Source organism: Variovorax sp. GW460-12-1-14-LB1 (assembly GCF_059423605.1).
This window is the reverse complement of the sequence record NZ_JBWKYF010000016.1, coordinates 34,572-61,350: the sequence shown is the minus strand read 5'-3', so window position 1 is coordinate 61,350 and position 26,779 is coordinate 34,572. Positions and strand designations below refer to the sequence as shown.

The following is a 26,779-nucleotide window of genomic DNA, read 5'->3' as shown; positions in this document are numbered from 1 at the left end:
GCCCCGCCATGGCCCAGTTCTTCATCGACCGCCCCATCTTCGCGTGGGTGCTTTCCATCGTCGTCATGCTCGCCGGCCTGATGGCCATCCGCACGCTGCCGCTGGAGCAGTACCCCGACATCGCGCCGCCGCGCGTGTCCATCAACGCCACCTACACCGGCGCCTCGGCCAAGACGGTCGAAGACTCCGTCACCCAGGTCATCGAGCAGCAGATGAAGGGGCTGGACAACCTGCTGTACATGCAGTCGACCAGCAACTCGTCGGGCGTGGCGCGCCTGTCGCTCACCTTCAACGCGGGCACCAACATCGACGTGGCCCAGATGCAGGTGCAGAACAAGCTGCAGCAGGCCATGTCGCGCCTGCCGCAGCAGGTGCAAAGCCGCGGCGTCACCGTCACCAAGGGCGGCAACGACTTCCTGCTGATCGTCTCGATGTTCTCCGGCGACGGCAGCGCCTCGGCGGTGGACGTGGGCGACTACATCAGCAGCAACCTGGTCGACGTCATCAGCCGCGTCGACGGCGTGGGCGAGGTGCAGACGCTGGGCACCGGCTACGCCATGCGCCTGTGGCTGGACCCCGACAAGCTGCGCAAGTACGCGCTCATGCCCTCCGACGTGGGCAACGCCATCACCGCGCAGAACGCGCAGGTCTCGGCCGGCCAGCTCGGCGCGCTGCCGGCCGGTGCGCAGCAGCAGCTCAACGCCACCATCACGGCGCGCAGCAAGCTGAAGACGGTCGAGGAGTTCGAGAACGTGGTACTGCGCGCCACGCCCGACGGCGCCGTGGTGCGCCTGCGCGACGTGGCGCGTGTCGAGCTGGGCGCCGAGAACCTCACGGTGCGCTCGGTGCTGGGCGGGCGTCCGGGCGCCGGCATGGGCATCGTGCTGGCCGACGGCGCCAACGCGGTGCAGGTGGCCGAAGCCGTGAAGGCCAAGGTGGCCGAGCTGCAGCCGCTCTTTCCGAACCAGATGCAGACCTTCGTGAGCTACGACACCACGCCCTTCGTGAGCGCGTCGATCGACGAGGTGGTGAAGGCACTGGCCGAGGCCATGGTGCTGGTCGTGCTGGTGATGTACATCTTTCTGCAGAACTTCCGCGCCACGCTGATCCCGGCCATTGCCGTGCCGGTGGTGCTGCTGGGCACCTTCGGTGTGCTCTCCGTGGCGGGCTACTCGATCAACACGCTCACCATGTTCGGCATGGTGCTGGCCATCGGCCTCTTGGTGGACGACGCCATCGTGGTGGTGGAGAACGTCGAGCGCGTGATGCACGAGGAAGGGCTCTCGCCCAAGGAGGCCACGCGCAAGTCGATGGCCGAGATCACGCCCGCGCTCGTGGGCATCGCGCTGGTGCTGTCGGCCGTGTTCATCCCCATGGCCTTCTTCGGCGGCTCGACCGGCGTGATCTACCGCCAGTTCTCGATCACCATCGTCTCGGCCATGGCGCTGTCGGTGTTCGTGGCGCTCACGCTCACGCCGGCGCTGTGCGCCACGCTGCTCAAGCCTGTCGCCAAGGGCGGCCACGCGGCCCCGCGCAAGGGCGTGCTGGGCGCGGTCGACCGCTTCTTCGCGGGCTTCAACCGCCGCTTCGATCAGGGCGCCGACCGCTACCAGGGCATCGTCGGCGGCATCGTGCGGCGCGGCAAGCGCAGCCTCGTGGTGTACCTGCTGATCGCGGCCGTGATGGCGCTGCTGTTCATGCGCCTGCCCACCTCCTTCCTGCCCGATGAAGACCAGGCCTTCCTGCAGGTGCAGGTGACGCTGCCGCCGGGCGCGTCCGACGCGCGCCTGCAGCCGGTGGTCACGCAGATGCAGGACTACTTCACGAAGCAACCCGAGGTGGTGAGCGTGAACGTCATCACCGGGCAGAACGGCGACCAGAGTTCGGCGCGCGCCTTCGTGAAGCTGAAAGACTGGGCCGAGCGCGAAGGCGCCGGCCAGTCGGCCGCCGAACTCGCGCGGCGCGCCAACAAGGAGCTCTCGACCATCCGCGACGCGCGCATCTTCGTGCTGCTGCCGCCGGCGGTGCGCGGGCTCGGCGCCAACGCGGGCTTCAACTTCCACCTGAAGGACATCAACGGGCTGGGCCACGACGCGCTGGTGAAGGCGCGCGACCAGCTCATCGACCTGCTCTCCAAGCGCCCCGAGGTGGCGAACGTGCGCAGCAACAACCTGGACGACACGCCGCAGTTCGCGGTGGACATCGACGACGCGCGCGCCGGCGCGGCCAGCCTGGCCACGTCCGACATCGACAGCACCTTGTCGAGCGCGATGGGCGGCACCTACATCAACGACTTCCTGGACAACGGCCGCGTCAAGCGCGTGTACATGCAGGGCGACACGGCCTTCCGCATGCTGCCCACCGACATCGACCGCTGGAGCGTGCGCAACAGCCTGGGCCAGATGGTGCCGTTCCCGGCCTTCTCCAGCTCGCGCTGGACGTACGGCTCGCCGCAGCTGCAGCGCTACAACGGCAGCCCCAGCTACGAGTTCGTCGGCGATGCCGCGCCCGGCGTGAGCTCGGGGGACGCCATGGCCGCCGTCGACGAAGTCATGAAGCAGATGCCCGCCGGCATCGGCTACGAATGGACCGGCGCCTCGTTCCAGGAGCGCCTGTCGGGCGCGCAGGCGCCGGTGCTGTATGCCATCTCGATCCTGTTCGTGTTCCTGTGCCTTGCGGCCCTGTACGAAAGCTGGTCGGTGCCGTTCTCGGTGATCCTGGTGGTGCCGCTGGGCATCGTGGGCGCGCTGCTGTTCACCAGCCTGCGCGGCCTGAGCAACGACGTGTACTTCCAGGTCGGCCTGCTGACCACGGTGGGGCTGTCGTCGAAGAATGCGATCCTGATCGTCGAGTTCGCCAAGCAGCTGCAGGAGCAGGGCAAGGGCGTGATCGAGGCCACGCTGGAGGCCGTGCGGCTGCGGCTGCGCCCCATCCTCATGACCTCGCTGGCCTTCGGCTTCGGCGTGCTGCCGCTGGCCATCGGCACGGGTGCAGGTGCGGGCGGCCGCCAGTCGATCGGCACCGCGGTGCTGGGCGGCATGGTGGTCGGCACGGCGCTGGGCATCTTCTTCGTGCCGCTGTTCTTCGCGATGATCCGCGGCTGGCTGGAAGCCCGCCGCAAGCCGGCCGACACACCGCCGGATGCCTTGCCCGCGGAACAGGGAGCGCAATGATGACGCGCACTCTCCTGCCCCGCCTTCCCCTGCGCGCACTGGCCTGCGCCGCCCTGGCCTCGACCGTGCTCGCCGGCTGCGTCAACCTCGCGCCCGCGTACGAAAAGCCCGCCTCGCCCGTGCCATCGAACCTGCCCTCGGCCGGCGTCACGACGACCACACCCCTGGACATCGGCTGGCGCGACTTCTTCGTCGACAAGCAGCTGCAAGGCGTGATCGAACTCGCGCTCGCCAACAACCGCGACCTGCGCGTGGCGGCGCTCAACATCGAGCGTGCGCGTGCCCAGTACGGCATCGCGCGGGCCGACCTGTTCCCCACCGTCAACGCCGGCGCAGCCGGCACGCGCTCGCGCACGCCGGGCAGCCTGTCGACCAGCGGCGAGTCGCGCATCGCCTCGCAGTACAGCGCCAACCTCGGCATGACGGCCTACGAGCTCGACCTGTTCGGGCGCGTGCGCAACCTCGGCGAATCGGCGCTGCAGGGCTACTTCCAGACCGAGGAGACGCAGCGCAGCACGCAGATCAGCCTCGTGGCCTCCGTCGCCACGGCGTGGCTGCAACTGGCCGCCGACGAGCAGCGCCTGCAGCTGGCGCGCGGCACGCTCGAGAGCCAGCGCAAGTCCTTCGAGCTGGTGCAGCGCAGCCATGCGCTCGGCGCGCAGTCGGGCCTGGCGCTGGCGCAGGCGCAGAGCACCGTCGATGCCGCGCGCGCCGACGCCGCGGCCTTCGACAGCCAGGTCGAGCAGGACCGCAACGCGCTCGCGCTGCTGGTCGGCGCCACGCCGCCGCCCGAGCTGCTGCCGACCGCCGCCACGACCGCCGACGTCGCGCAACTGCTCGTGCCGCCGGCCGGCCTGTCGTCGAGCGTGCTGCAGCAGCGGCCCGACGTGCGCGCCGCCGAGCACGCACTGCGCGCGAGCAATGCCGACATCGGCGCGGCGCGCGCGGCTTTCTTCCCGCGCATCGCGCTCACCGCCTCGGCCGGCACCGCGAGCAGCACGCTCTCGGGCCTGTTCGCGAGCGGCAGCAAGGCCTGGAGCTTCGCGCCGTCGATCAGCGTGCCGATCTTCGACGGCGGCGCCAACCGCGCCAACCTGCAGGTGGCGCAGGCGCAGCAGAAGATCCAGATCGCCACCTACGAGAAGGCCGTGCAGACCGCTTTCCGCGAAGTGGCCGACGCGCTGGCCGAGCGCCGCACGCTGGCCGAACGCCTGGACGCGCAGCGCTCGCTGCGCGCCGCGACCTCGCGCAGCTTCGAACTCTCGCAGTCGCTCTTCAAGAGCGGCGCCGCCAACTACCTCGACGTGCTGGACGCGCAGCGCAGCGACTATGCGGCGCAGCAGACGCTGATCGGTTTGCAGCTCACGGAGCAGACGAACCGGCTGGCGATCTACAAGGCGCTGGGGGGTGGGTGGAGCGAGGCGTCCGGCACGCAGCAGCCTGCGCAAGGCGACTGACGCACCACCGCCCTACGCACCGGCCACCGCATACGGCGTGAACCTGCTTTCGTTCTCGTTCACATCCAGCGGCCGCCCGATGAACGGAAACGCCCGCTGCGGGCAGGCCACCCGCTCGCACACCTTGCAGCCCATGCCGATGGGCGTGGGCACGTCGGGGTCCTTCAGGTCGAGGCCCTTGGCGTAGACCAGGCGCGGGGCGTGGCGGATGTCGCAGCCCAGGCCGATCGAGAAGGTCTTGCTCGGCGAGCCGAAGCCGCGCTGGCCGTGCGACACGGTGCGCGCGATCCACAGGTAGGCGCGGCCGTCGGGCATGCGCGCCAGCTGCGGCAGCACGCGCCCGGGCTGCGCGAAGGCCTCGTACACGTTCCACAGCGGACAGGTGCCGCCGGTCTTCGAGAAGTGGAAGTGCGTGGCCGACTGCCGCTTGGAGATGTTGCCGGCCCGGTCCACGCGGATGAAGAAGAAGGGCACGCCCGACGCGCCCGGGCGCTGCATGCTGCTCAGGCGGTGGCACACGGTTTCGAAGCCCACGCCGAACTGGCGCGCGAGCAGGTCGATGTCGTAGCGCAGCGCCTCGGCCGCCTGCAGGAACGGACCGTAGGGCAGCAGCACGGCGGCCGCGAAGTAGTTGGCCAGCCCGATGCGCGCGAGCGCGTGGGCCGGGGCGTCGCCGAAATCGGCCTGCACGACCAGCGACTCGATGAGCGCGGCCTGCTCCAGCAGCGCGAGCTGCGTGGCCAGCTGGAAGGCCTGCTGGCCCGGCTCCAGGCCGGCCGACAGGCGCAGCACGCGGCGGGCCGGGTCGTAGCGGCGCTGGCTGTCGAGCGCGCCCTCCCCTTCGTCGCCCGGCACCACGCGCACGCCGTGGGCCGAAAGAAGCCGCTGCTGGAGCCATTCGGCGAGCGGCCCGCCCTGCGCGTGGGCCTGCGCCGCGAGCGATTCGGCGGCGGTGTCGAGCGGGTCGAAATGGTTCTGGTGGGCAAAGAAGAAATCGCGCACCACCTCGAAGGGCATGGGCCGGCTGCGCGAGATGTCGCCGCGCCCGTCGCCGAGTTCGGCGGCCATGAGTTCCAGCCGCTCCTGCGCCTCCTGGTGGCGGCGGTGCAAGGCGAGCAGCGCGCGCGCCACGGCCGGCATCTGCGACGCCACCTCGCGCAGCTCGGGCAGCGCCACGGCCTCGCCGCCGGGGTTGTCCGCCAGCGCCTCGCGCATGCTCGCCACGAGCCGCGCTTCCTCGTCTTCGGAGAACTGCTGCACGTCGACGCCGAGCGTCTTGCTGATGCGCAGCAGCACCGCCACGGTGAGCGGGCGCTGGTTCTGCTCGATCTGGTTCAGGTAGCTCGGCGACAGGCCCAGCATCTGGGCCAGTGCCACCTGCGTGAGGCCGCGTTCGGCGCGCAGCGTGCGCAGGCGCACGCCCATGAAGGTCTTGCTCATCGGGTCACCTCGTGGGTCTTTGCGATATTCGCAATATTTGCAAAATCAGCCGTCTTCATTCGCAACTATTCGCCAATTCAGGCCTTCATTATGAGTGTTCGATTGCGTAAATTGCGAAGCATGACAAACCGATCCGCCGCCATCGAGCTGACCGACATCGTGTTCCCCGAGCACGCCAACCACTACGGCACGCTGTTCGGCGGCAACGCCCTGCTGCTGATGTCGAAGGCCGCGTTCCTCGCCGCGCGCGCCTTCGCGAAGTCCGACGTGGTGATGGCCAGCCTGGGCGACGCGCAGTTCCTCGCGCCCGTGCCCGTCGGCCATGTGCTGCGCCTGCGGGCCTGGGTGACGCGCGCCGGACGCAGCTCGCTCACGGTCTGCGTCACCGGCGCGGCCGAGCCGCCCGACGGCGAAGCACGCCCGTCGCTGAAAGGCCTGTTCGAGATGGTGGCCGTCGACGGCCGCGGCCGTCCCGCGCGCCTGCGCAACACCTACCTGCACACCGTGCCTACAGACAAGGAACCCGCATGAACGACACCGCCACCCCCACCGGCTTCAAGCCCAAGAAATCCGTCGCCCTGTCGGGCGTGACCGCCGGCAACACCGCCCTGTGCACCGTGGGCCGCACCGGCAACGACCTGCACTACCGCGGCTACGACATCCTGGACATCGCCGAGGTCTGCGAGTTCGAGGAAATCGCGCACCTCTTGGTGCACGGCAAGCTGCCCACGTCCGCCGAGCTGCGCGCCTACAAGGCCAAGCTCAAGGCCATGCGCGGCCTGCCCGCGAGCCTGAAGGAGGCGCTGGAGCAGCTGCCCGCCAGCGCCCACCCGATGGACGTGATGCGCACCGGCGTCTCGTCGCTGGGCTGCCTGCTGCCCGAGAAGGAAGACCACAACCTGCCCGGCGCGCGCGACATCGCCGACCGCCTGATGGCCTCGCTCGGCTCGATGCTGCTGTACTGGTACCACTGGTCCACGCAGGGCCGGCGCATCGAAGTGGAAACCGACGACGACTCCATCGGCGCGCACTTCCTGCACCTGCTGCACGGGCGCAAGCCCAGCGCGCAGTGGGAGCGCGCGATGCACACCTCGCTCAACCTCTATGCCGAGCACGAGTTCAACGCCTCGACCTTCACGGCGCGCGTGGTCGCGGGCACGGGCTCCGATGTGTACTCGGCCATCACCGGCGCCATCGGCGCGCTGCGCGGCCCCAAGCACGGCGGCGCGAACGAGGTGGCCTTCGAGATCCAGAAGCGCTACGACGCGCCCGACGAGGCCGAGGCCGACATCCGCCGCCGCGTCGCGGCCAAGGAAGTCGTGATCGGCTTCGGCCACCCCGTCTACACCGTGAGCGACCCGCGCAACGTGGTCATCAAGGGCGTGGCGCGCACGCTGTCGCAGGAGGCCGGCTCGACCAAGATGTTCGACATTGCCGAGCGGCTCGAGGCCGTGATGTGGGACGTGAAGCAGATGTTCCCCAACCTCGACTGGTTCAGCGCCGTGAGCTACCACATGATGGGCGTGCCCACGGCCATGTTCACGCCGCTGTTCGTCATTGCGCGCACCTCGGGCTGGGCGGCGCACATCATCGAGCAGCGCATCGACAACAAGATCATCCGGCCCAGCGCCAACTACACGGGCCCCGAAGACCTGAAGTTCGCGCCGATCCAGGATCGGAAGTAAAAACACGAGAAGAAGAAAAGCGCCCGTGCCTGCGCGCGGGTGCCGAGCGACAAGCGCCCCATGAACACCGACTACCGCAAGAACCTCCCCGGCACCGCGCTGGACTACTTCGATGCAGGCGAAGCCGTCGAAGCCATCCGCCCCGGCGCCTGGGCCACGATGCCTTACACCGCGCGCGTACATGCAGAGAACCTCGTGCGCCGCTGCGACCCGGCGATCCTCGTGCAGAGCCTCACGCAGCTCATCGAGCGCCGGCGCGACCATGACTTTCCGTGGTTCCCCGCACGCGTGGTCTGCCACGACATCCTGGGCCAGACCGCGCTGGTCGACCTCGCCGGCCTGCGCGACGCCATCGCCGAACAGGGCGGCGACCCCTCGCAGGTGAACCCCGTGGTGCCGGTGCAGCTCATCGTCGACCATTCGCTGGCGGTGGAGTGCGGCGGCTTCGACCCCGATGCCTTCGCGAAGAACCGCGCCATCGAGGACCGGCGCAACGAAGACCGCTTTCACTTCATCGAATGGACGAAGCGGGCCTTCCGCAACATGGAGGTGATCCCGCCGGGGAACGGGATCATGCACCAGATCAACCTGGAGCGGATGTCGCCCGTCGTGCATGCGCAGGACGGCGTGGCCTACCCCGACACGCTGGTCGGCACCGACAGCCACACGCCGCACGTCGATGCGCTGGGCGTGGTCGCCGTCGGCGTGGGCGGGCTCGAGGCCGAGAACGTGATGCTCGGCCGCGCCTCGTGGATGCGGCTGCCCGACATCGTCGGCGTGCGCCTCGCCGGCCGGCCGCAACCGGGCATCACGGCCACCGACGTCGTGCTGGCGCTCACCGAGTTCCTGCGCGCGGCGAAGGTGGTGGGCGCGTACCTGGAGTTCCATGGCGAAGGCGCGGCCAGCCTCACGCTGGGCGACCGCGCGACCATCTCCAACATGGCGCCCGAGTACGGCGCCACCGCCGCGATGTTCGCCATCGACACGCAGACGCTCGATTACCTGCGCCTCACGGGCCGCGCCGACGAGCAGGTGCGCCTCGTCGAGATCTATGCGAAGCAGGCGGGCCTGTGGGCCGACACGCTCGCCGAGGTCGTGTACGAGCGCGTGCTGCACTTCGACCTCTCGAGCGTCGTGCGCAACATGGCCGGCCCCTCGAACCCGCATGCGCGCGTCGCCACGGCCGACCTTGCGGCGCGCGGCATCGCCGCCCCGTGGGACGACGTGCCCGGCCAGATGCCCGACGGCGCCGTGATCATCGCGGCCATCACCAGCTGCACCAACACCAGCAACCCGCGCAACGTGATCGCCGCGGGCCTGCTCGCGCGCAACGCCAACCGCGTGGGCCTGGCGCGCAAGCCGTGGGTCAAGACCTCGCTCGCGCCCGGCTCGAAAGCGGTCACGCTGTACCTGGAAGATGCGGGCCTGATGCGCGAGCTCGAACAGCTGGGCTTCGGCGTGGTGGCCTATGCCTGCACCTCGTGCAACGGCATGTCGGGCGCGCTCGATCCCGCCATCCAGCAGGAGATCGTCGATCGCGACCTGTACGCCACGGCCGTGCTTTCTGGCAACCGCAACTTCGACGGCCGCATCCATCCGTATGCGAAGCAGGCCTTCCTGGCCTCGCCGCCGCTGGTGGTGGCCTACGCCATCGCGGGCACGGTGCGCTTCGACATCGAGAAGGACGTGCTCACCGTCGTCGACGGCAAGGAGATCCGCCTGAAGGACCTCTGGCCCAGCGACGAAGAGATCGACGCCATCGTGAAGGCCAGCGTGAAGCCTGCGCACTTCCGGCAGGTGTACGAACCGATGTTCGCGATCCAGCCCGACACGGGCGAGCAGGTCGCGCCGCTGTACGACTGGCGCCCCGCCTCCACCTACATCCGCCGCCCGCCGTACTGGGAAGGCGCGCTGGCGGGCGAACGCACGCTCACGGGCATGCGCCCGCTGGCGATCCTGCCGGACAACATCACGACCGATCACCTGTCGCCGTCGAACGCGATCCTGCTGGACAGCGCGGCCGGCCAGTACCTGCAGCGCATGGGCCTGCCCGAGGACGATTTCAACTCCTACGCCACCCACCGCGGCGACCACCTCACGGCGCAGCGCGCCACCTTCGCCAACCCGACGTTGAAGAACGAGATGGTGCGCAAGGCCGACGGCACGGTGCGTGCCGGATCGCTGGCGCGCGTGGAGCCCGAGGGCAAGGTGATGCGCATGTGGGAGGCCATCGAGACCTACATGGGGCGCAAGCAGCCGCTGATCATCGTGGCCGGCGCCGACTACGGCCAGGGCTCGTCGCGCGACTGGGCCGCCAAGGGCGTGCGGCTGGCCGGCGTGGAAGCGATCGCGGCCGAAGGCTTCGAGCGCATCCACCGCACCAACCTCATCGGCATGGGCGTGCTGCCGCTCGAATTCAAGCCCGGCACCAACCGCCTCACGCTGGGCCTGGATGGCACCGAAACGTACGATGTGACCGGCGAGCGCAACCCGCGCGCCGACCTCGTGCTGGTCGTGCACCGTCGCAATGGCGAACGGCTCGACGTGCCCATGACCTGCCGCCTCGACACCGCCGAAGAGGTCTCCATCTACGAAGCCGGCGGGGTGCTGCAGCGCTTTGCGCAGGACTTCCTCGCCGCCACGAAAGCCGACTGACGATGCAGCACCTTCCGCAGATCAAGATCCCCGCCACGTACATGCGCGGCGGCACCAGCAAGGGCGTGTTCTTCCGCCTGCAGGACCTGCCCGAGGCCGCGCAGGTGCCGGGCCCCGCGCGCGACGCGCTGCTGCTGCGCGTGATCGGCAGCCCCGACCCCTACGGCAAGCAGATCGACGGCATGGGCGCCGCGACGTCGAGCACGAGCAAGACCGTCATCCTCTCGAAGAGCGAGCGGCCCGGCCATGACGTGGACTACCTGTTCGGACAGGTGTCGATCGACCGGCCTTTCGTCGACTGGAGCGGCAACTGCGGCAACCTCTCGTCGGCCGTGGGCCCGTTCGCGATCAGCAACGGCCTCATCGATGCGGCTCGCGTGCCGCGCGACGGCGTGGCCGTCGTGCGCATCTGGCAGGCCAACATCGGCAAGACCATCATCGCGCACGTGCCGATGACCGGCGGCGCGGTGCAGGAGACCGGCGATTTCGAACTCGACGGCGTGACCTTCCCCGCGGCCGAAGTGCAGCTCGAGTTCATGGACCCTGCCGCCGAAGAAGACGGCGCGGGCGGCGCGATGTTCCCGACCGGCAAGCTCGTCGATGACCTCGACGTGCCCGGCCTCGGCACGCTGCAGGCCACGATGATCAACGCCGGCATCCCCACCGTCTTCGTGAACGCGGAGGCGCTCGGCTACACGGGCACCGAGCTGCAGGACGCGATCAACGGCGATGCCGCGGCGCTCGCCCGCTTCGAAGCCATCCGCGCGCAAGGTGCGCTGCGCATGGGCCTCATCCGCACGCTCGACGAAGCGGCCAGCCGCCAGCACACGCCCAAGGTCGCCTTCGTGGCCAAGCCTGCCGGCTACACCGCGTCGAGCGGCAAGGCGGTGGCGGCCGGCGACGTCGACCTGCTCGTGCGCGCGCTGTCGATGGGCAAGCTGCACCACGCGATGATGGGCACGGCAGCGGTGGCCATCGGCACGGCCGCCGCCATTCCCGGCACGCTGGTGAACCTCGCGGCCGGCGGCGGCGCGCGCGAGACCGTGCGCTTCGGCCACCCCTCGGGCACCTTGCGCGTGGGTGCGCAAGCCAGCCAGGTCGATGGCGAATGGCAGGTGACCAAGGCGGTGATGAGCCGCAGCGCCCGCGTGCTGATGGAAGGCTGGGTCCGTGTGCCCGGCGACACCCTTTGAGCTTTCAGATCCATTCACAGGAAATCCCGATGTCGACTCGCAAGACCCTCCGTTCCCTGGCCGAGGCCCGCCGCGGCGTGCTGGTGCCGGGCGCCTTCAACGCGCTGTCGGCGCGTGTCATCGAAGACCTGGGCTTCGAGGCCATTTACGTCACCGGCGCGGGCGTCACCAACATGTGGTTCGGCCTGCCCGACCAGGGCTTCATGGGCCTGCACGAGATCGCCGACCACACGGCACGCATCCGCGACGCCGTGAACCTGCCGCTGATCGTCGATGCCGACACCGGTTTCGGCAACGCGCTGAACGTGCGCCACACGGTGCGCGTGCTGGAGCGCGCGGGTGCCGACTGCATCCAGTTCGAGGACCAGGTCGCGCCCAAGCGCTGCGGCCATTTCGCGGGCAAGGAGGTGATCTCCACCGAGGAAGCCGTCAACAAGATCAAGGCCGCCGTCGATGCGCGCACCGACCCCGACCTGCTCATCATGGCCCGCACCGACGCGGCGGCGACGCTGGGCTTCGAGGCCGCGATCGAGCGCGCGCAAAAGTTCAGCGAGGCCGGCGCCGACATCCTGTTCGTCGAAGCCGTCACCACGGCCGACGAGATTCGCGCGCTGCCGCAGCGCCTGCACAAGCCGCAACTCATGAACATGGTGATCGGCGGCAAGACACCGATCTTCGGTGCCGAGGAACTCGGCGGCCTCGGCTACGGCATCGTGCTGTACGCCAACGCCGCATTGCAAGGCGCGCTGGCTGGCATGCAGAAGGCGCTCACGGTGCTGCGCGACACACGGCGCATGGACGAAGACCCGTCGCTGGTCGCGCCCTTCGCCGAGCGGCAGCGGCTGGTGCGCAAGCCCGAGCTCGATGCGCTCGACACGCGCTACGCCAATTGACTTTTTCTACAGCGCGTCTTTGAGCTTCGCACGCAGCCGGCTCACCGCCTGGCCGTGCAGCTGGCAGACGCGCGACTGGCTCACCTCGAGCACCGCGCCGATCTCACGCAGGTTCAGCTCTTCTTCGTAGTAGAGCTTGAGCAGCAACTGGTCGCGCTCAGGCAGCGCGCCAATCGCGTCCACCAGCTGGTGGCGAAAGCCGCTCTCGAGCAGGCGCGCCAGCGGGTCGTCGAACTGGCCCCGGCCCCTGCGCGCATCCTGCGCATGCAGGTCGAGAAAGGGGTTGTCGGGGTCGCCCTTGGCGAAGTCTTCCACGTACAGCAGCTGGCAGCCCTGGATGTCCTGCAGCATCGACTGGTAGGTTTCCAGGTCGACCTTCAGCTCCTTCGCAATCTCGCCTTCGGTGGGCGCGCGGCCCAGCCGGTGGCCCAGTGCCTGGATCGCTTTCTCGATGCCGCGCGCCGACTGGCGCAGCCCGCGCGAGCCCCAGTCGCTGGCGCGCAGCTCGTCGAGCATGGCGCCGCGGATGCGCTGGCTGACGAAGGTCTCGAACTGCGCGCCGCGGTGGTCCTGGTAGCGGCTCGACGCATCGAGCAGGCCGAGCATGCCGGCCTGGATCAGGTCGTCCAGCTCCACGCTGGCTGGCAGCCGCGCCATCATCTGCAGCGCGATGCGGCGCACCAGCGGCTGGTGCTGTTCCAGCAGATGCGATTTCTCGATGGTGCCCTGCGCGGTGTACACGGCCGTCCGTCCTCGTCGTCGTGCCTCAGGCGGCGAGCGCCTGCGGGAACACGGCCGGCCGCGCGGGCGTGCGCCAGGTCCAGCGGCCCATGTCGTCGGCGATGGCGCGGAAATCGACCGCCGCCGCGCTGGCCGGAAAGGCCTCGACCACGGTCTGGCGCAGCCGCGCCGCATCGGCCAGCCACGGGTCGGTGCGCACCCAGCCCACGGGCAGCAGCGACAGCGCGAGGTAGCGGCTGGCGGCTTGCGCGAGGTTGTGCATGACCTGCTGCGCCGTGCCCGCATCGGCCACGCCGTTGAGCAGAAAGCGCAGCTGCTTCAGCGCATGCGCGCGATGCAGGCGCTTGATGCCCGCATAGGCCGAAGTGATGGCCGCCGGGTGCGGCTGCAGCACGAGCAGCAGTTCATCGGCGCCCTGCGCCAGCGGCGACAGGCAACCCTCGTCGTCGAAGGCCGCATCGACGAGCACGATGCCGCGCGGCCACAGCGTGCGCGGGTCGATGCTCGCGCCGGGCGATGCGGGCAGCACCTGCACGCCGCACACCGCGCTCGCTGCGGCCTGGTCGATGCGCAACCGCCGACTCGCCACATCGGCCAGCGTGCCGCGTGGGCCGAGCGCCCACACGTCGCACACCGAGCGCACCTTGGCGTGATGTTCATCGAGCAGCAGCACGTCCTTGCCCTGCTGCGCCAGCGCCGCGCCCAGGCTCATCGCGGCCGTGGTCGCGCCCGCGCCGGGGCCCATGCCCGCGACGGCGACGACGCGCACCGGCGCCTGCCCGAGCAGCCGGCGCAGCCCGTCGGCCTGGTCCGTGACGCGTGCGCTCATCGCCTTCAGCCCAGGCGTTCCAGCGCGCGCGGCGCTTGCGCGGGCCCTGCCGATTCGGTGCCCAGCGCATCGAGCAGCAGGAACAGCTTGCCCACGCCCGCGTACAGCGCGCCGCCCGTCAGCGCGCGGCCGGCGCGCGTGGCGCGGCCCGTGAGCTGGCCCAGCAGCAGGCGCGTGCGGTCGGCCCATTCGCCTTCGGCCTGCAGCAGGCGCCACACGGTGGTCGTGACCTGGCCGGCGACGAGCAGGCGCTTCATCATGTGCGGATCGCCGGGCTCGCCCATGCCGCCCACGAGCTGCACGCCATCGCGCAGCAGGCGGAAGCACGGCTCGGCGTCGGCGGCCCAGCCCTGCCATTGCGCGAGTTGCGACGCGCCCACTTCGTCGCCCAGGTTGGTGAGCACGCAGGTCTGCGACAGCATCTTGCGGCTGCGCGCATCGACCACGCGCACAGAGATGCAGCGCAGCGTGGGCAGGGTGTCGCGGTCGATGGCGGTGCGCGGCAACACCTCGACCTGCGCCTCGCATTGCAGCGCGGCCTTGCCGCGATAGCGCACGGGCCGCTCGGTCGTGTCGTCGAACGCGAAGGCCAGGCGCGCGAGCGTGGTCGCGGCGCCGGTGTGCGCATCCGTCACGGCCGTGCTGCCGGGCGCGCGCGCCAACCACTGCGTGCCCTCGGCCTGCCACGCCAGCATCTGTTCGACCGCCGGCGGCTTGCCCAGCACATGCACGAGGCGCTTGCCGAAATCCTGTTGCTGCAGCCACTGCGCCTGACGCTGGCCCGGCGCGGCCGACTGGCGCGCCGCAGCGGTCGAAAGCCACTGGTTCGGCGCCGCCAGCGGCAGGCCGCTGCGGTCGGACAACAGCAGGCTGCCGTGGCACACGTAGGCGTCGCCGCTGTCGGTCGCACGCAGGCCCACCTGCCCGGCCAGCGCGAGGACGTGGGTGTCGCATCCCGCAGTCACCTCGCCGCGCGCGAACGCCGACAGGTCGTGCAGCACGGCCCTGGCATCGACGGCCTCGTCACCGGCCTGGCGCCACAGCGTGCGCGCGCCATCGAAGCCGATGTGCGCACCGGCCAGCGCGCCAGCGGTCGTCGCCAGCTCCTGCGCGTCATGCGCCATCGCGCGGATCAGGCTCTGATAGCGCAAGCGCAGGCGATCGGTCTCGCCCTGCGCCTGCGGCGAAGGCGCGGCCTCGTCCGGCAGGTCGGCCTCGGCCGGCACGAAGAGCGGGCTGTGCTGGCGCGGCTGGAACACGCTGTCGATCAGCTGCGCGCGGTCGGCGCGCACCAGGTTCTCGGGCACCTTCTGGCCGCCCGAGATGTAGTGCACCGGCAGGCGGTGGCGGATCACGGTGTCGATCAACGCGCCCGGGTGCGTGGCCTCGTCGACCTTGGTGAAGATGCAACCCGCCAGCGCATGGCCCTGGCGGTAGGCGTGCACCACCTCGTTGAGCGTGTCGCCGTGGCTGGTGGCGTTGAGCAGCAGCAGCCGCTTCACCGGCCGCTGGCTGCTGCCCAGCATGGCGATCTGCTCGGGCACGGCGCGGTCGCGCTGGCTCATGCCGACGGTGTCGATGAGCACCATGTGGCGGTCGCGCAGGTCGTGCAGCACCAGCTGCAGGTCGGCCGCGTCCTTCACGGCATGCACCGGCACGTTGAGGATCTGGCCGTAGATGCGCAGCTGCTCGTAGGCGCCGATGCGGTAGCTGTCGGTGGTGACGAGCGCGAGCTTTTCGGCGCCGAAGCGCATCACGCAGCGCGCCGCCAGCTTGGCGGTGGTGGTGGTCTTGCCGACGCCGGTCGGGCCCATCAAGGCATAGACGCCGCCCTGCGCGAACAGCGCGTCTTCGTCTTCATGCACCGGCACCGCGCGCACGAGTTCGGAACGCACGAAGGCCATGCCGTCGGCATAGCTCTGGCCCGTGGGCAGCTTCTCGAGCATGGCCTTCGACAGGCGCGCGCTGAAGCCGGCGCCCAGCAGCGTGCGCAGCAGGCGACCGCGCACGGGGTCGCGGCGCTGGCTGTCGCTCCAGACCACGCTGGCGAGCTGTTCCTCGATCATGCCGCGCATCGAATGGAGTTCGCTGAGCACGGTGGGGTCGGCGGGTGCGGCCGTGGCAGGCGCGACCGCGGGCACCGCGGCCTGCACCGTCTCCTGCACGTCGCCCTCGGCCATGGCGACGATCTCGACGCCTTGCGCCGTGGCGCGGTGCGTGAGCACGATGGCCTCGGCGCCGAGCGATTCGCGCACCAGGCGCAGGGCCTCGCGGCCGGTGGCGGCGACGAATTTGCGTGCGGTGGTGCGCACGTCGGTCTGGGGATTCAAACGGCTCGTCCTCCAATGGCGGCGGTGATCTTGATGGTCCGGGCGTCAGGGATCTCGGCGTGCGAGAGCACCTTGAGCTGCGGCAGGCTGCGCCGCAAAAAGCGCGACAGCAGCACGCGCAGCGCGTGCTGCACGACGAGCACCGGCGCCAGCCCCATCTGCTCCTGGCGCACCATGGCGGCCTGCGCCTGCTTGAGCAGGTTGTCGGCAATGCCCGGCTCGATGCCGCTGCTGTTGTTCAGGGCCTGCTGCAGCACGCTGTCGAGCGAGCCGTCCAGGCCGATCACCTGCATCTCCTCGTCGCCCGGGAACAGCTGCTGCGTGATGGCGCGGCCCAGCGCCAGGCGCGTGAGCGTGGTGAGCTCGGTCGGGTCTTTCACCGTGGGCGCGTGCTCGGCCATCACGTCGAGGATGGTGCGCATGTCGCGGATCGGCACCTCTTCGTCGAGCAGGTTCTGCAGCACCTTGTGCAGCGTGCTCAGCGACAGCACCTTGGGCACCAGGTCTTCCGTGAGCTTGGGCGCGGTCTTGGCGATCTGGTCGAGCAGCTGCTGCACTTCCTGGCGGCCCAGCAGCTCGGCCGCGTGGGTGTGGATCAGGTGGTTCAGGTGCGTGGCCATCACGGTGCAGGCATCGACCACGGTGTAGCCGTACACCTGCGCCTGCTGGCGCAGGCTGGCGTCGATCCAGGTGGCCTCCAGGCCGAAGGCCGGGTCGCGCGTGGGCGTGCCGGTCAGCGTGCCCGTCACCTGGCCGGGGTTGATCGCCATCCACTGGTTGGGAAAAGCTTCGCCGCGGCCGATCTCCACGTCCTTCAGGCTGATGACGTAGGCGTTGGGCTTGATCTCCAGGTTGTCGCGGATGTGGACCACCGGCACGAGAAAGCCCAGCTCCTGCGCGATCTTCTTGCGGATGCTCTTGATGCGGCCCAGCAGCTCGCCCTGCTGCGACTGGTCCACCAGCGGGATCAGCCGGTAGCCGACCTGCATGCCCAGCGGATCGACCATGGCCACGTCGTCCCAGGTGGCTTCGGCCTGCTCGGCCGAGGCGGGCACGCCCGCCCCTTGCGTGGCGGCGGCAGCGGCAGCCTGCTGCGCGGCCGCCTGCGGCTTGCGCTGCACCAGCCGCTTGCCGAGCCACACCAGGCCGCCCGCGATCAGCAGGAAGGCCAGGTTCGGCATGCCGGGGATCATGCCCAGCAGGCCGACGATGCCGGCCGTGAGGAACAGCACCTGCGGGTTGGAAAAGAGCTGGCCCGTCAGCTGGCTGCCCACGTCTTCGTCGGTGGTCACGCGCGAGACGATCACGCCGGCGGCGGTGGAGATCACCAGCGCCGGAATCTGCGCCACCAGACCGTCGCCGATGGCCAGCAGCGTGTAGGTCTTGCCGGCCGTGGAGAAGTCGAGCCCGTGCTGCAGCATGCCGACCACGAGCCCGCCGATGATGTTGATCACCATGATGAGCAGGCCCGCGATCGCGTCGCCGCGCACGAACTTGCTGGCGCCGTCCATCGAGCCGTAGAAGTCGGCCTCCTGCGCCACCTCGGCGCGGCGCTTGCGGGCGATCTCCTCGCCGATCAGGCCGGCGTTGAGGTCGGCGTCGATCGCCATCTGCTTGCCCGGCATCGCGTCGAGCATGAAGCGCGCGCCCACCTCGGCGATGCGGCCCGCGCCCTTGGTGATCACCATGAAGTTGATGAGCACGAGGATGATGAACACCATCACGCCCACTGCGAAGTTGCCGCCCACCAGGAAGTGGCCGAAGGCCTCGATCACCTTGCCGGCCGCGTCGGGCCCGGTGTGGCCGTGCATGAGCACCACGCGCGTGGAGGCCACGTTGAGCGACAGGCGCAGCAGGGTCGAGAACAGCAGCACCGCCGGGAAGGCCGCGAAGTCCAGCGCCTTCATGGTGTACATGCTCACCAGCAGCACCATCACCGACAGCGCGATGTTGAAGGTGAACAGCAGGTCGAGCAGGAAGGGCGGCAGCGGCAGCACCATCATGCTCAGGATGAGGATGATGAGGATCGGGCCCGCCAGCCCCTTGAACTGCGAGCCGGAGAAGATCCGCGCCGGCAGGCGCATCAGGTCGTTCAGTCCGTTCATGCGAGCGCCGGCGAGTACTGGAGGTCGGCCGGCACCGGCAGGTCGGTCGGCGTGCGCGGCGCCTCGCCGCCTTCGCTGTTCCAGCGCTTGAGCTGGTACACCCAGGCCAGCACCTCGGCCACGGCGGTGTACAGCCCGGCCGGAATCTCTTCGCCCAGCTTCGTGTGGCGGTACAGCGCGCGCGTGAGCGGCGGCGCCTCCAGGATCGCGACCTTGTGTTCCTTCGCCATCTCGCGGATGCGCGCGGCCACCAGCTCGGTGCCCTTGGCGACCACGCGCGGGGCGCGCATGTCGCTGTCCAGGTACTGCAGCGCGACGGCGAAGTGCGTCGGGTTGGTGAGCACGATGTCGGCCTTGGGCACCTCGGCCATCATGCGGCGGCGTGCCATCTGCTGCTGTTGCCGGCGGATCTGCGCCTTGATGTGCGGATCGCCTTCGCTTTCCTTGTGCTCCTGGCGCACGTCCTCGCGCGACATGCGCAGCTTGCGGTAGTAGTTCCAGAGTTGAAACGGCACGTCGACGAGCGCGACGAGGAAGAGCGTGGCGGCGATCAGCGCGCAGTGCTTGGCCACCAGCACCAGTGCATGCGGCAGCGCCTCGTGCGCGGGCTGCGACATGAGCGCCATCACGGCCTCGATGTCGTCCACGATGACCCACCACGCCACACCGCCGATCAGCGCCGACTTGGCCAGCGCCTTCACGAGCTCGGCCAACGCCTGCGCCGAGACCATGCGGCCGATGCCGGCCAGGGGGTTGAGCTTGCCGAAGTTCGGTGCAACGGCCTTGCCGGAGAACATCCAGCCGCCGAGCATCAGCGGCGCCGCCACGGCCGCGACGACCATCATGGCGAACAGCGGCCCGATGGCCATGAGTGCATGCAGCACCATGAGCCCGCTCTGCGAGAGCATGTGCGCGGGATCGAAGGCGCTGGCGCGTTCGAACTGCAGGCCGCGGCGCAGCGCGCCGCTCAGGCTCGCGCCGAGCGACTCGGCCGCCAGCCACAGGCCGGCGCTCGCGGTGGCGAGCATGACGAAGGTGGTGAGCTCGCGCGAACGGGCCACGTTGCCCTCCTCGCGCGCCTTCTCCAGGCGCCGCTCGGAGGCGGGTTCCGTTTTCTCGAGATCGCTTTCCTCAGCCATTCATGCTCCGAACCAGCACTGGCGAAGTACGCCTTGCCCAGAACCAAATTATTGGATCCGGTGGTGCGGAACAATCTGCCGATCAGGGCCGGTATCGCCCTGCAATTCGGCCAATCAAGCAGGCTGCAAGCGGCTCAGAAACCCAGGCTTTCGAGCAGGTCGTCGACCTGCGCCTGATCGGTCACGGCGTCGGGGTTGCCGGGCTTGACCTGCGGTCCGTTCTGCAGGCTCTGCACGGCCTCGTGGCGCTTCTCGGGCGGCGAGTTGTCGATCAGCACCTGCAGCAGCTGCGTCTCGACGTCGTTGACGACTTCCATCATCTTCTTGATGACCTGGCCCGTGAGGTCCTGGAAGTCCTGCGCCATCAGGATCTCCATGAGCTGCGTGTTGATGGCGCTGGCGCGCTGGGGCACGTCGTTCAGGTAGCCGCGCGTGTCCAGCACGAGCTCGCGCGCCTGGTCGAGTTCGATCGGGTTCTCGAACCACTGGTCCCAGCGCCGCGTCAGGGCCTTGGCGTCGGTGGCCAGGGCTTCCTGCAGCGGCTGCGCCACGTCGATGGCGTTGAGTGCGCGGTGCGCCGCGCGTTCGGTGGTGGCCGCCACGTAGTTGAGGCGATCGCGTGCATCGGGGATGGCCTGCGCGGCCTTGGCCACCTGCTTGTCCAGGCCCAGCTCGCGCAGGCCTTCGCGCAGCTGGCGCGTGAGGTGGCCGATGCGGCCCAGCAGTTCCTCGGTGGTGTTGTTGGTGGCGTCTGCCGCGCCGGCGGTGTCCTGGCTCATGCCTTGGCCAGCTTCTCGAAGATCTTGGTGATCTTCTCTTCCAGCGTCGCCGCGGTGAAAGGCTTCACCACGTAGCCGTTGGCGCCGGCCTGCGCGGCCGCGACGATGTTTTCCTTCTTGGCCTCGGCCGTGACCATCAGCACCGGCAGCGTCTTCAGCTCGGGGTCGGCGCGGATGGTCTGCAGCATGGTCAGGCCGTCCATGTTGGGCATGTTCCAGTCGGACACCACGAAGCCGAAGCTGCCGCCGCGCAGCTTCTCCAGGCCGGCCACGCCGTCCTCGGCCTCGTCGACGTTGAGGAACTCCAGTTCCTTCAACAGGTTGCGCACGATGCGCCGCATGGTCGGGAAGTCATCCACCACCAGGATCTTGATGCTCTTGTCGATCACGATTTTTTCCAGCTCCACAGGTCGTTGTTCAAACTCGTCATACCCGGTTCGCACGTTCACCGAACGTGCGAAGGTGCGCCATCACGCGGCGACTGATCTCGTTCAGCGGCGACACCTCGTCCACCGCGCCCAGCGCCACCGCTTCGCGCGGCATGCCGAAGACCACGCAGCTGGCCTCGTCCTGCGCCAGCGTGTGCGCGCCCGCGCGCCGCATGCGCAGCAGGCCCTCGGCGCCGTCCTTGCCCATGCCGGTGAGGATGATCCCGATGGCGTTCTTGCCCGCGTGCTTGGCCGCCGAATCGAACAGCACGTCGATCGACGGCCGGTGGCGGTTCACGGGCGGCTCCTGGTCCAGATGCGCCACGTAGTTGGCGCCGCTGCGCGCCAGCGACAGGTGAAAGCCGCCCGGCGCGATGTAGGCATGGCCCGGCAGCACGCGCTCGCCCTGCTCCGCCTCCTTCACGCGGATGCGGCACAGGCCGTCCAGCCGCTGCGCGAAGGAGCGCGTGAAGCCGGCCGGCATGTGCTGCGCGATGAGCACCGCGGGCGCATCGGGCGGCAGCGGCTGCAGCACCTCGCGGATGGCCTCGGTGCCGCCGGTGGAGGCGCCGATGATGAGCAGCTTCTCGGTGCTCAGCAGCGGGCTGCGCAGCAGCGCCTCGGGCGCCGCCTCGTGGGCGGGCCGCGTCGCCGTGGCCGCTGGGCGCGCAGGCAGCAACCGCGCACTGGCGGCCGTGCGGATCTTGCCGGCGATGAGCTCGGTGTAGTTGAGCAGGCCGTCGCGCACGCCCAGGCGCGGCTTGGTCACGAAGTCGATGGCGCCCAGCTCCAGCGCGCGCAGCGCGATCTCCGAGCCGCGCTCGGTGAGCGAGGACACCATGACCACCGGCATCGGCCGCAGGCGCATGAGCTTCTCGAGAAACTCCAGGCCGTCCATGCGCGGCATTTCCACGTCGAGCGTGAGCACGTCGGGGTTCGTCACCTTGATGAGGTCGCGCGCCACCAGCGGGTCGGCCGCGGTGCCGACCACGGTCATGTCGCTCTGGCTGTTGATGATCTCGCTCATCACGCTGCGGATCAGCGCCGAATCGTCGACGCAGAGCACCTTGATCTTTTTCTTGCTTGGCAGGCTCACCGGCTTCCTTTGGTTCTGTCGATCTCGTGCGGCGCGGCGGGCACCGACAGCCGGCGCAGCAGCTCGCCTTCGTCGCGGCGCACCCGCAGCACCTCGGTCTGCGCGCGCAGGCGGCGCACCACGGCCTTGCCGCTCTCGGGCAGGAAGCACACGCGGCGCGCGTGCGGTCCGCGCAGGTCCTGCGCCGCCACTTCGATGCGTTCCGCCTCCAGGTAGCGCAGCACGAAGTCGGCGTTGCGGTCGCCGATGTTGAGCGTGGTCATGCCGGCCAGCACGGCGCCGCCGCCGAACACCTTGGCCTGCAGCCGCTCGCGCCGCGCGCCCGCGCGCACCAGTTCGCGCACCAGCACGTCCATGGCGAAGGCGCCGTAGCGCATCGAGCCGCCACCGGGCTCGCCGTCGTCGGGCAGCATGAAGTGGTTCATGCCGGCCACGCCCGCCTGCGCGTCGTGCAGGCAGGCGGCCACGCAAGAGCCGAGCACGGTGCTCAGCACGGTGTGGTCGGTGGTCACGTAGTACTCGGAGGGCAGCAGCTTGACGGCCATGCGCCCGACATCGCGGTCGAAGTAGTGGTGGCTCGCCAGGCTCATGCGAGGCCCGGCGTGCGCGACAGCTCGTACACCGTCTGCCCCAGCGGGCGGAAGGCCGGGTTGACGAGCGAGGCGTTCTCGGAATGCCCGGCGAACAGCAGGCCGCCCGGCTTGAGCAGCGGCGCGAAGCGGTCGAGCACCTTCTTCTGCGTCGGCTTGTCGAAATAGATCATCACGTTGCGGCAGAAGATCGCGTCCACCGGCTCCTTCACCGACCAGGCGCTGTCCAGCAGGTTCACGCGCGAGAACTTCACCAGCGTGGCCACTTCGGGGCGCACGCGCACCTTGCCGGCGTTGGTGCCGGTGCCCTTGTTGAAGAAGCGCCGTAGCCGCTCGGGCGACAGGCGCCGCACCTGCTCGGTGGTGAAGACGCCGGTGGCGGCCTTGGCCAGCACCGCCGTGTCGATGTCGCTGGCGATGACGCGGGCCGAGCCCGCGCGCTCGCCCAGCGCTTCCATCAGCGTGATGGCGATCGAGTACGGCTCCTCGCCCGTCGAGGCGGCGGCGCACCACACGGTGACCGGGCCCGGCCGCTTGCGCACATGGTCGGCCAGCGTGGGAAAGTGGTGCGCCTCGCGAAAGAACGAGGTCAGGTTGGTGGTGAGCGCGTTGATGAACAGCTGCCACTCGTCGCCGTCGTGGCGCGCCTCGAGCTGGTCCAGGTACGGCGCGAACGCCGGCAGCTGCAGCTCGCGCAGGCGCCGCGACAGCCGGCTGTACACCATCTGCCGCTTCTGCTCGCCCAGGGCGATGCCGGCGCGGCGATGGATGAGGGTCCGGATTCTGGAGAAGTCGTGGTCGGTAAAGTGGAACTCGGTCGTCACAGCCAGCCTGGAAGCGTGACTTTCAATGGTCACGGAAACCACCGTTTCCAATCGGCCGATCAGACGCGCAAAAGCCTTGCATTTCCGGGGGTCAGGCAGGCGGTGCGGTCACGGCCGGGCCGGCGTCGAGCGCCCACACCAGCGCCGACAGCTGCGCGGCATTGACCTGCGCGGCGCTCAGGAAGAGCGCCTCCGACAGGCGCGCCGCACGGCCGTCGTCGGTCTCGCAGCTTTCGGCCAGCGCCACGAAGGGGCCGTAGACGCCGCTGCGCGACAGAATCGCCTGCTGCACCGCTTCAGTGAGCTGCACCTTGCGCAGCACGCCTTCCATCGGCACGCCCAGCAGCTGATCGAGCAGCGAGAACATGCCGGCAACGAACAGGTTGTCGGCCTCGCTGGGTGGCAGCATGCCCTGCCCCATCAGCTCGACGAAACGCCCGCGCAGGATGGCCTTCTTCATCATGAAGGGCGAGCTGACCTTGTTGCTGGTGGCCAGCAGCAGCGACAGCCAGCGGTACAGCGGCGAGTAGCCGAGCATGGCGACGGCATGGCGCAGCGAGTGGATCTCCACCGCCAGCCCGACCGAGGGCGAGTTGATGTAGCGCAGCAGCCGGTAGGTGAGCGCGGCGTCGTGCTTGAGCGCGCCCTCGATGGCGCGCACGTCCTCGTTGCGCAGGATCATCTGCATCAGGTGCACGATGAGCTGCGACTCGGGCTGCAGCGCATCGGCGCTGTCGCGCGCCGGTGGCAGGCGCACGGCGCCGTCGACGAACACTTGCACGCCGCGCGCGGCGCAGGCCTCGAACTCGGCCCAGTTCGCCACGCGCGCGGCGATGGGCGCCGGGCCGGCGGGCGACACGTCCGCCAGCTGGGAGGGCAACACCTCGCGGTGCGTGACGATGGTGCGCAGCTCGTCGTCGTCCGGCAGCGCGACGCCGCCGCACAGCATGAAGCCGAAGCCCTGCTCGCGCAGGAACAGCAGGATGGAGCGCATGTCGGCGTCCATCAACTCGTCGGCCTTCATGCACAGCACGACGTTGCGCGGCGGCAGCGACTGCAGCTCGCTCTGGAACAGCGCATCGACCGTGACGTCGACGAACACCATCTGCCCGCCCAGCAGCCAGCCGTGGCCGCCGGGGTTCAGGTGCAGGCCCAGCGTGTCCATGAGCGCCTTGACGCCGGCTGCCGCACCCGCGTCGGTGCCCTGCCCGGCTGCGCGCCAGGCCATGCGGTAGCCGACCACGCGGCGCTTGCCGTCGAGCAGCATGGCGTAGGCCACGTGGCCGTCGGCGCCCACGGCGGGCGTGATGGCGGGCGTTGCGTCGGCTTGCGCGCCGTTGCCTTCGACGCCGGGGCGCCGGAAGAAATCGAACCTCATGCGGCCGTCCCTCGCGTCGGGATCAGGACGCCAATGCGTCGGTGCGGCGCGCGGCGCCCGCCAGGGCCGCCGCGCTGGCGGCCTGTGCGCGCTGGATGCGCGGCATCGCGCCCACGTCGACGATGAAGGCCACGCTGCCGTCGCCCACGATGGTGGCGGCCGAAATGCCGGGCACCTTGCGGTAGTTGGTCTCCAGGTTCTTCACCACCACCTGGTGCTGGCCGAGCAGCTCGTCGACCAGCAGCGCGAAGCGGCTGTCGTCGGCCTGCACGATCACCAGGATGCCCTGCGTGGGCTGCGTCTGCGCGCCGGCCACGTCGAACACGCGGTGCAGCTCGATGAGCGGCAGGTACTCGCCGCGCACGCGGATCACATGGCCGTCGGCGGTGATCGAATGCAGGTGCTCGGGCAGCGGCTGCAGCGACTCGATGACGTAGCTCAGCGGCAGGATGTACGCCTCGCTGCCCACGCGCACCGACATGCCGTTGAGGATGGCCAGCGTGAGCGGCAGCACGATGCGCGTGGACGTGCCCTGGCCGCCGCGCGAATGGATCTCCACATGGCCGCCCATCTCCTGGATGTTGCGCTTGACCACGTCCATGCCCACGCCGCGCCCCGAGATGTCGGTCACCTGCTCGGCCGTGGAGAAGCCGGGCGCGAAGATCAGCTGCCACACCTCCTCGTCGGGCATGGCGTCGCTCACCGGCAGGCCCTGCTGGCGCGCCTTGTCGAGGATGCGCTCGCGGTTCAGGCCCGCGCCGTCGTCGCTCACCTCGATCACGATGTTGCCGCCGTGGTGCTGTGCCGACAGCAGCAGCTGGCCGGTGGCGTCCTTGCCCTTGGCCAGGCGCACCTCGGGGGCCTCGATGCCGTGGTCCAGGCTGTTGCGCACTAGGTGCGTGAGCGGATCGACGATGCGTTCGATGAGCCCCTTGTCGAGCTCGGTCTCCTTGCCGTAGGTGTCCAGGCGCACCTGCTTGCCGAGCTTGGCGCTCACGTCGCGGATCACGCGCGGGAAGCGACTGAACACGTAGTCCATCGGCATCATGCGGATGGACATCACCGACTCCTGCAGGTCGCGCGCATTGCGCTCCAGGTGGCCCAGGCCGCTCAGGAAGCGCTCGTAGGCCACGGGGTCGAGCACGGTCGCGGCCTGCGTGAGCATCGACTGCGTAATGACGAGCTCGCCCACGAGGTTGATGAGCTGGTCGACCTTCTCGACGTCGACGCGGATGGAGCTGGATTCCTTGGCGCTGGCGGGCGCAGCCGCGGCCGGCGCGGGGGCTGGTGCGGCGGGCGGTGGCACCACCGGCTCGGCGATGGCGGCCACGGGCGCGGCCTCCTGCGCCGCTTCTTGCGTCACCTCGTGCGTGATGTCGATCTGCGATTCGTCGATGACGAAGCAGCACACGGCCACGATGTCGTCGGGGTCGCAGGTGGTGGCCAGCCGCACGGTCAGCTGGTCGTTGCTGCGCGTGCGCGTCAGCACGGTGCCCAGGTTGGCCAGCTCGCCGGCGAGCAGCTCGCATTCGCTGTCGGACAGGCGCGCGAAGCGCACGACCAGCACGCCGTCGCCGCTGCTGCCTTCATCGGCCGGCGCAGCGGCTTGCACGACAGGCGCCGGTGCGGGCGCGGGTGCCGGCACGGGCGCGGCAGCATTGTTCTCCATCGCCAGCTGCTGCAGCACGCCGCAGATGTGGGCGACCCTCTCGGCGTCCGGCTCCTTGCCGGCCTGGTAGGCGGTGAGTTGTTCTTGCAAGGCGTCCTTCGTTTCCAGAAAGGCATCGATCATCGGAGCGCTCAGGTGCAGCTGCCCGTGGCGGGCCCTGTCCAGCAGCGTTTCGAGCACGTGCGTGGTGTGGGTCAAGGCGGTGAAACCGAACGTGGCCGCGCCGCCCTTGATGGAATGCGCCGCGCGGAAGATGGCGTTGAGCTGCTCGCCGTCGGGCGCCTCGACGTCGAGGTCGAGCAAGAGCTGCTCCATCTCCGCCAGCAGCTCGATGGCTTCGACGAAGAAGGCCTGGGTGAATTGACTGAGGTCCAT

Annotated in this window: 20 protein-coding genes; 7 read left to right on the top strand and 13 right to left on the bottom strand. The window is 69.7% G+C overall.

Annotation, left to right across the window (positions count from 1 at the left end; genetic code table 11):
• Positions 1–8: 8 nt before the first annotated feature.
• Positions 9–3,173, top strand: coding sequence for an efflux RND transporter permease subunit (locus AC07Y4_RS11060; RefSeq protein ID WP_487850334.1), 3,165 nt, complete (start codon positions 9–11; stop codon positions 3,171–3,173).
• A complete protein-coding gene (locus AC07Y4_RS11055; RefSeq protein WP_487850333.1) occupies positions 3,173–4,630 on the top strand; it encodes an efflux transporter outer membrane subunit in 1,458 nt (485 codons plus the stop codon). The genes AC07Y4_RS11060 and AC07Y4_RS11055 overlap by 1 nt, the downstream gene beginning before the upstream one ends.
• Before the next feature lie 12 nt (positions 4,631–4,642).
• Here the strand turns inward: AC07Y4_RS11055 and AC07Y4_RS11050 are convergent, their stop codons facing one another.
• On the bottom strand, positions 4,643–6,070 hold the full coding sequence (locus tag AC07Y4_RS11050) for a short-chain fatty acyl-CoA regulator family protein (protein ID WP_487850332.1): 1,428 nt from the start codon (positions 6,068–6,070) through the stop codon (positions 4,643–4,645).
• A 120-nt stretch (positions 6,071–6,190) separates the two neighbouring features.
• Here AC07Y4_RS11050 and AC07Y4_RS11045 point away from each other — a divergent pair, with 120 nt between their 5' ends.
• From AC07Y4_RS11045 to AC07Y4_RS11025, 5 genes are read left to right on the top strand one after another with little or no spacing between them, the layout of a single operon-like run.
• Positions 6,191–6,601 (top strand): acyl-CoA thioesterase, encoded by a 411-nt coding sequence (locus AC07Y4_RS11045; RefSeq protein WP_354343194.1) that lies wholly within the window; start codon positions 6,191–6,193, stop codon positions 6,599–6,601.
• A complete protein-coding gene (gene prpC, locus AC07Y4_RS11040) occupies positions 6,598–7,755 on the top strand; it encodes a bifunctional 2-methylcitrate synthase/citrate synthase (RefSeq protein ID WP_487850331.1) in 1,158 nt (385 codons plus the stop codon). Before AC07Y4_RS11045 ends, prpC begins: the two co-directional genes overlap by 4 nt.
• A 60-nt stretch (positions 7,756–7,815) precedes the next feature.
• Positions 7,816–10,410, top strand: a complete 2,595-nt coding sequence (gene acnD / locus AC07Y4_RS11035; RefSeq protein ID WP_487850330.1) for a Fe/S-dependent 2-methylisocitrate dehydratase AcnD — start codon at positions 7,816–7,818, stop codon at positions 10,408–10,410.
• 2 nt (positions 10,411–10,412) lie between these two features.
• Positions 10,413–11,603, top strand: a complete 1,191-nt coding sequence (gene prpF / locus AC07Y4_RS11030; RefSeq protein WP_487850329.1) for a 2-methylaconitate cis-trans isomerase PrpF — start codon at positions 10,413–10,415, stop codon at positions 11,601–11,603.
• 29 nt (positions 11,604–11,632) lie between these two features.
• The gene (locus tag AC07Y4_RS11025) at positions 11,633–12,496 is read left to right on the top strand and encodes an isocitrate lyase/PEP mutase family protein (RefSeq protein ID WP_487850328.1); all 864 of its coding nucleotides are present in this window, start codon (positions 11,633–11,635) and stop codon (positions 12,494–12,496) included.
• Between the two features lie 6 nt (positions 12,497–12,502).
• Here AC07Y4_RS11025 and AC07Y4_RS11020 read toward each other — a convergent pair whose 3' ends face one another.
• The 12 genes from AC07Y4_RS11020 to cheA form a co-directional block, all read right to left on the bottom strand.
• The gene (locus tag AC07Y4_RS11020) at positions 12,503–13,237 is read right to left on the bottom strand and encodes an RNA polymerase sigma factor FliA (RefSeq protein ID WP_487850327.1); all 735 of its coding nucleotides are present in this window, start codon (positions 13,235–13,237) and stop codon (positions 12,503–12,505) included.
• Positions 13,238–13,262: 25 nt separating this feature from the next.
• Positions 13,263–14,066, bottom strand: coding sequence for a MinD/ParA family ATP-binding protein (locus AC07Y4_RS11015; RefSeq protein WP_487850326.1), 804 nt, complete (start codon positions 14,064–14,066; stop codon positions 13,263–13,265).
• Between the two features lie 5 nt (positions 14,067–14,071).
• Positions 14,072–16,396: a flagellar biosynthesis GTPase FlhF gene (flhF, locus tag AC07Y4_RS11010; protein ID WP_487850325.1), complete on the bottom strand. Its 2,325-nt coding sequence runs from the start codon at positions 16,394–16,396 to the stop codon at positions 14,072–14,074.
• Entirely contained in the window at positions 16,393–18,501 is a 2,109-nt protein-coding gene (gene flhA / locus AC07Y4_RS11005) for a flagellar biosynthesis protein FlhA (protein ID WP_159274400.1), read from the bottom strand. Before flhA ends, flhF begins: the two co-directional genes overlap by 4 nt.
• Positions 18,498–19,640 (bottom strand): flagellar biosynthesis protein FlhB, encoded by a 1,143-nt coding sequence (gene flhB / locus AC07Y4_RS11000; protein ID WP_487850324.1) that lies wholly within the window; start codon positions 19,638–19,640, stop codon positions 18,498–18,500. Before flhB ends, flhA begins: the two co-directional genes overlap by 4 nt.
• A gap of 134 nt (positions 19,641–19,774) precedes the next feature.
• Positions 19,775–20,419, bottom strand: a complete 645-nt coding sequence (cheZ, locus tag AC07Y4_RS10995) for a protein phosphatase CheZ (protein WP_487850323.1) — start codon at positions 20,417–20,419, stop codon at positions 19,775–19,777.
• Positions 20,416–20,808, bottom strand: coding sequence for a chemotaxis response regulator CheY (gene cheY / locus AC07Y4_RS10990; protein WP_056582361.1), 393 nt, complete (start codon positions 20,806–20,808; stop codon positions 20,416–20,418). The genes cheZ and cheY overlap by 4 nt, the downstream gene beginning before the upstream one ends.
• Before the next feature lie 37 nt (positions 20,809–20,845).
• Positions 20,846–21,937, bottom strand: coding sequence for a protein-glutamate methylesterase/protein-glutamine glutaminase (locus AC07Y4_RS10985; protein WP_487850382.1), 1,092 nt, complete (start codon positions 21,935–21,937; stop codon positions 20,846–20,848).
• A 2-nt stretch (positions 21,938–21,939) separates the two neighbouring features.
• Complete coding sequence (gene cheD, locus AC07Y4_RS10980; protein ID WP_062469392.1) at positions 21,940–22,533, bottom strand: chemoreceptor glutamine deamidase CheD; 594 nt, start codon at positions 22,531–22,533, stop codon at positions 21,940–21,942.
• Positions 22,530–23,357, bottom strand: a complete 828-nt coding sequence (locus tag AC07Y4_RS10975; protein WP_139704680.1) for a CheR family methyltransferase — start codon at positions 23,355–23,357, stop codon at positions 22,530–22,532. The genes cheD and AC07Y4_RS10975 overlap by 4 nt, the downstream gene beginning before the upstream one ends.
• 91 nt (positions 23,358–23,448) lie before the next feature.
• On the bottom strand, positions 23,449–24,735 hold the full coding sequence (locus AC07Y4_RS10970; protein ID WP_487850322.1) for an EAL and HDOD domain-containing protein: 1,287 nt from the start codon (positions 24,733–24,735) through the stop codon (positions 23,449–23,451).
• A gap of 22 nt (positions 24,736–24,757) precedes the next feature.
• Entirely contained in the window at positions 24,758–26,779 is a 2,022-nt protein-coding gene (cheA, locus tag AC07Y4_RS10965) for a chemotaxis protein CheA (RefSeq protein ID WP_487850321.1), read from the bottom strand.

What these genes read in the sequence shown, in the direction of transcription:
- AC07Y4_RS10970 (WP_487850322.1), bottom strand. Translation starts at nt 24,735, where the DNA reads ATGAGGTTCGATTTCTTCCGGCGCCCCGGCGTCGAAGGCAACGGCGCG.
- acnD (WP_487850330.1), top strand. Translation starts at nt 7,816, where the DNA reads ATGAACACCGACTACCGCAAGAACCTCCCCGGCACCGCGCTGGACTAC.
- prpF (WP_487850329.1), top strand. Translation starts at nt 10,413, where the DNA reads ATGCAGCACCTTCCGCAGATCAAGATCCCCGCCACGTACATGCGCGGC.
- AC07Y4_RS11025 (WP_487850328.1), top strand. Translation starts at nt 11,633, where the DNA reads ATGTCGACTCGCAAGACCCTCCGTTCCCTGGCCGAGGCCCGCCGCGGC.
- cheD (WP_062469392.1), bottom strand. Translation starts at nt 22,533, where the DNA reads ATGAGCCTGGCGAGCCACCACTACTTCGACCGCGATGTCGGGCGCATG.
- flhB (WP_487850324.1), bottom strand. Translation starts at nt 19,640, where the DNA reads ATGGCTGAGGAAAGCGATCTCGAGAAAACGGAACCCGCCTCCGAGCGG.
- flhA (WP_159274400.1), bottom strand. Translation starts at nt 18,501, where the DNA reads ATGAACGGACTGAACGACCTGATGCGCCTGCCGGCGCGGATCTTCTCC.
- AC07Y4_RS11045 (WP_354343194.1), top strand. Translation starts at nt 6,191, where the DNA reads ATGACAAACCGATCCGCCGCCATCGAGCTGACCGACATCGTGTTCCCC.
- AC07Y4_RS11050 (WP_487850332.1), bottom strand. Translation starts at nt 6,070, where the DNA reads ATGAGCAAGACCTTCATGGGCGTGCGCCTGCGCACGCTGCGCGCCGAA.
- AC07Y4_RS11055 (WP_487850333.1), top strand. Translation starts at nt 3,173, where the DNA reads ATGACGCGCACTCTCCTGCCCCGCCTTCCCCTGCGCGCACTGGCCTGC.
- AC07Y4_RS11060 (WP_487850334.1), top strand. Translation starts at nt 9, where the DNA reads ATGGCCCAGTTCTTCATCGACCGCCCCATCTTCGCGTGGGTGCTTTCC.
- prpC (WP_487850331.1), top strand. Translation starts at nt 6,598, where the DNA reads ATGAACGACACCGCCACCCCCACCGGCTTCAAGCCCAAGAAATCCGTC.
- cheA (WP_487850321.1), bottom strand. Translation starts at nt 26,779, where the DNA reads ATGGACCTCAGTCAATTCACCCAGGCCTTCTTCGTCGAAGCCATCGAG.
- AC07Y4_RS11015 (WP_487850326.1), bottom strand. Translation starts at nt 14,066, where the DNA reads ATGAGCGCACGCGTCACGGACCAGGCCGACGGGCTGCGCCGGCTGCTC.
- cheZ (WP_487850323.1), bottom strand. Translation starts at nt 20,419, where the DNA reads ATGAGCCAGGACACCGCCGGCGCGGCAGACGCCACCAACAACACCACC.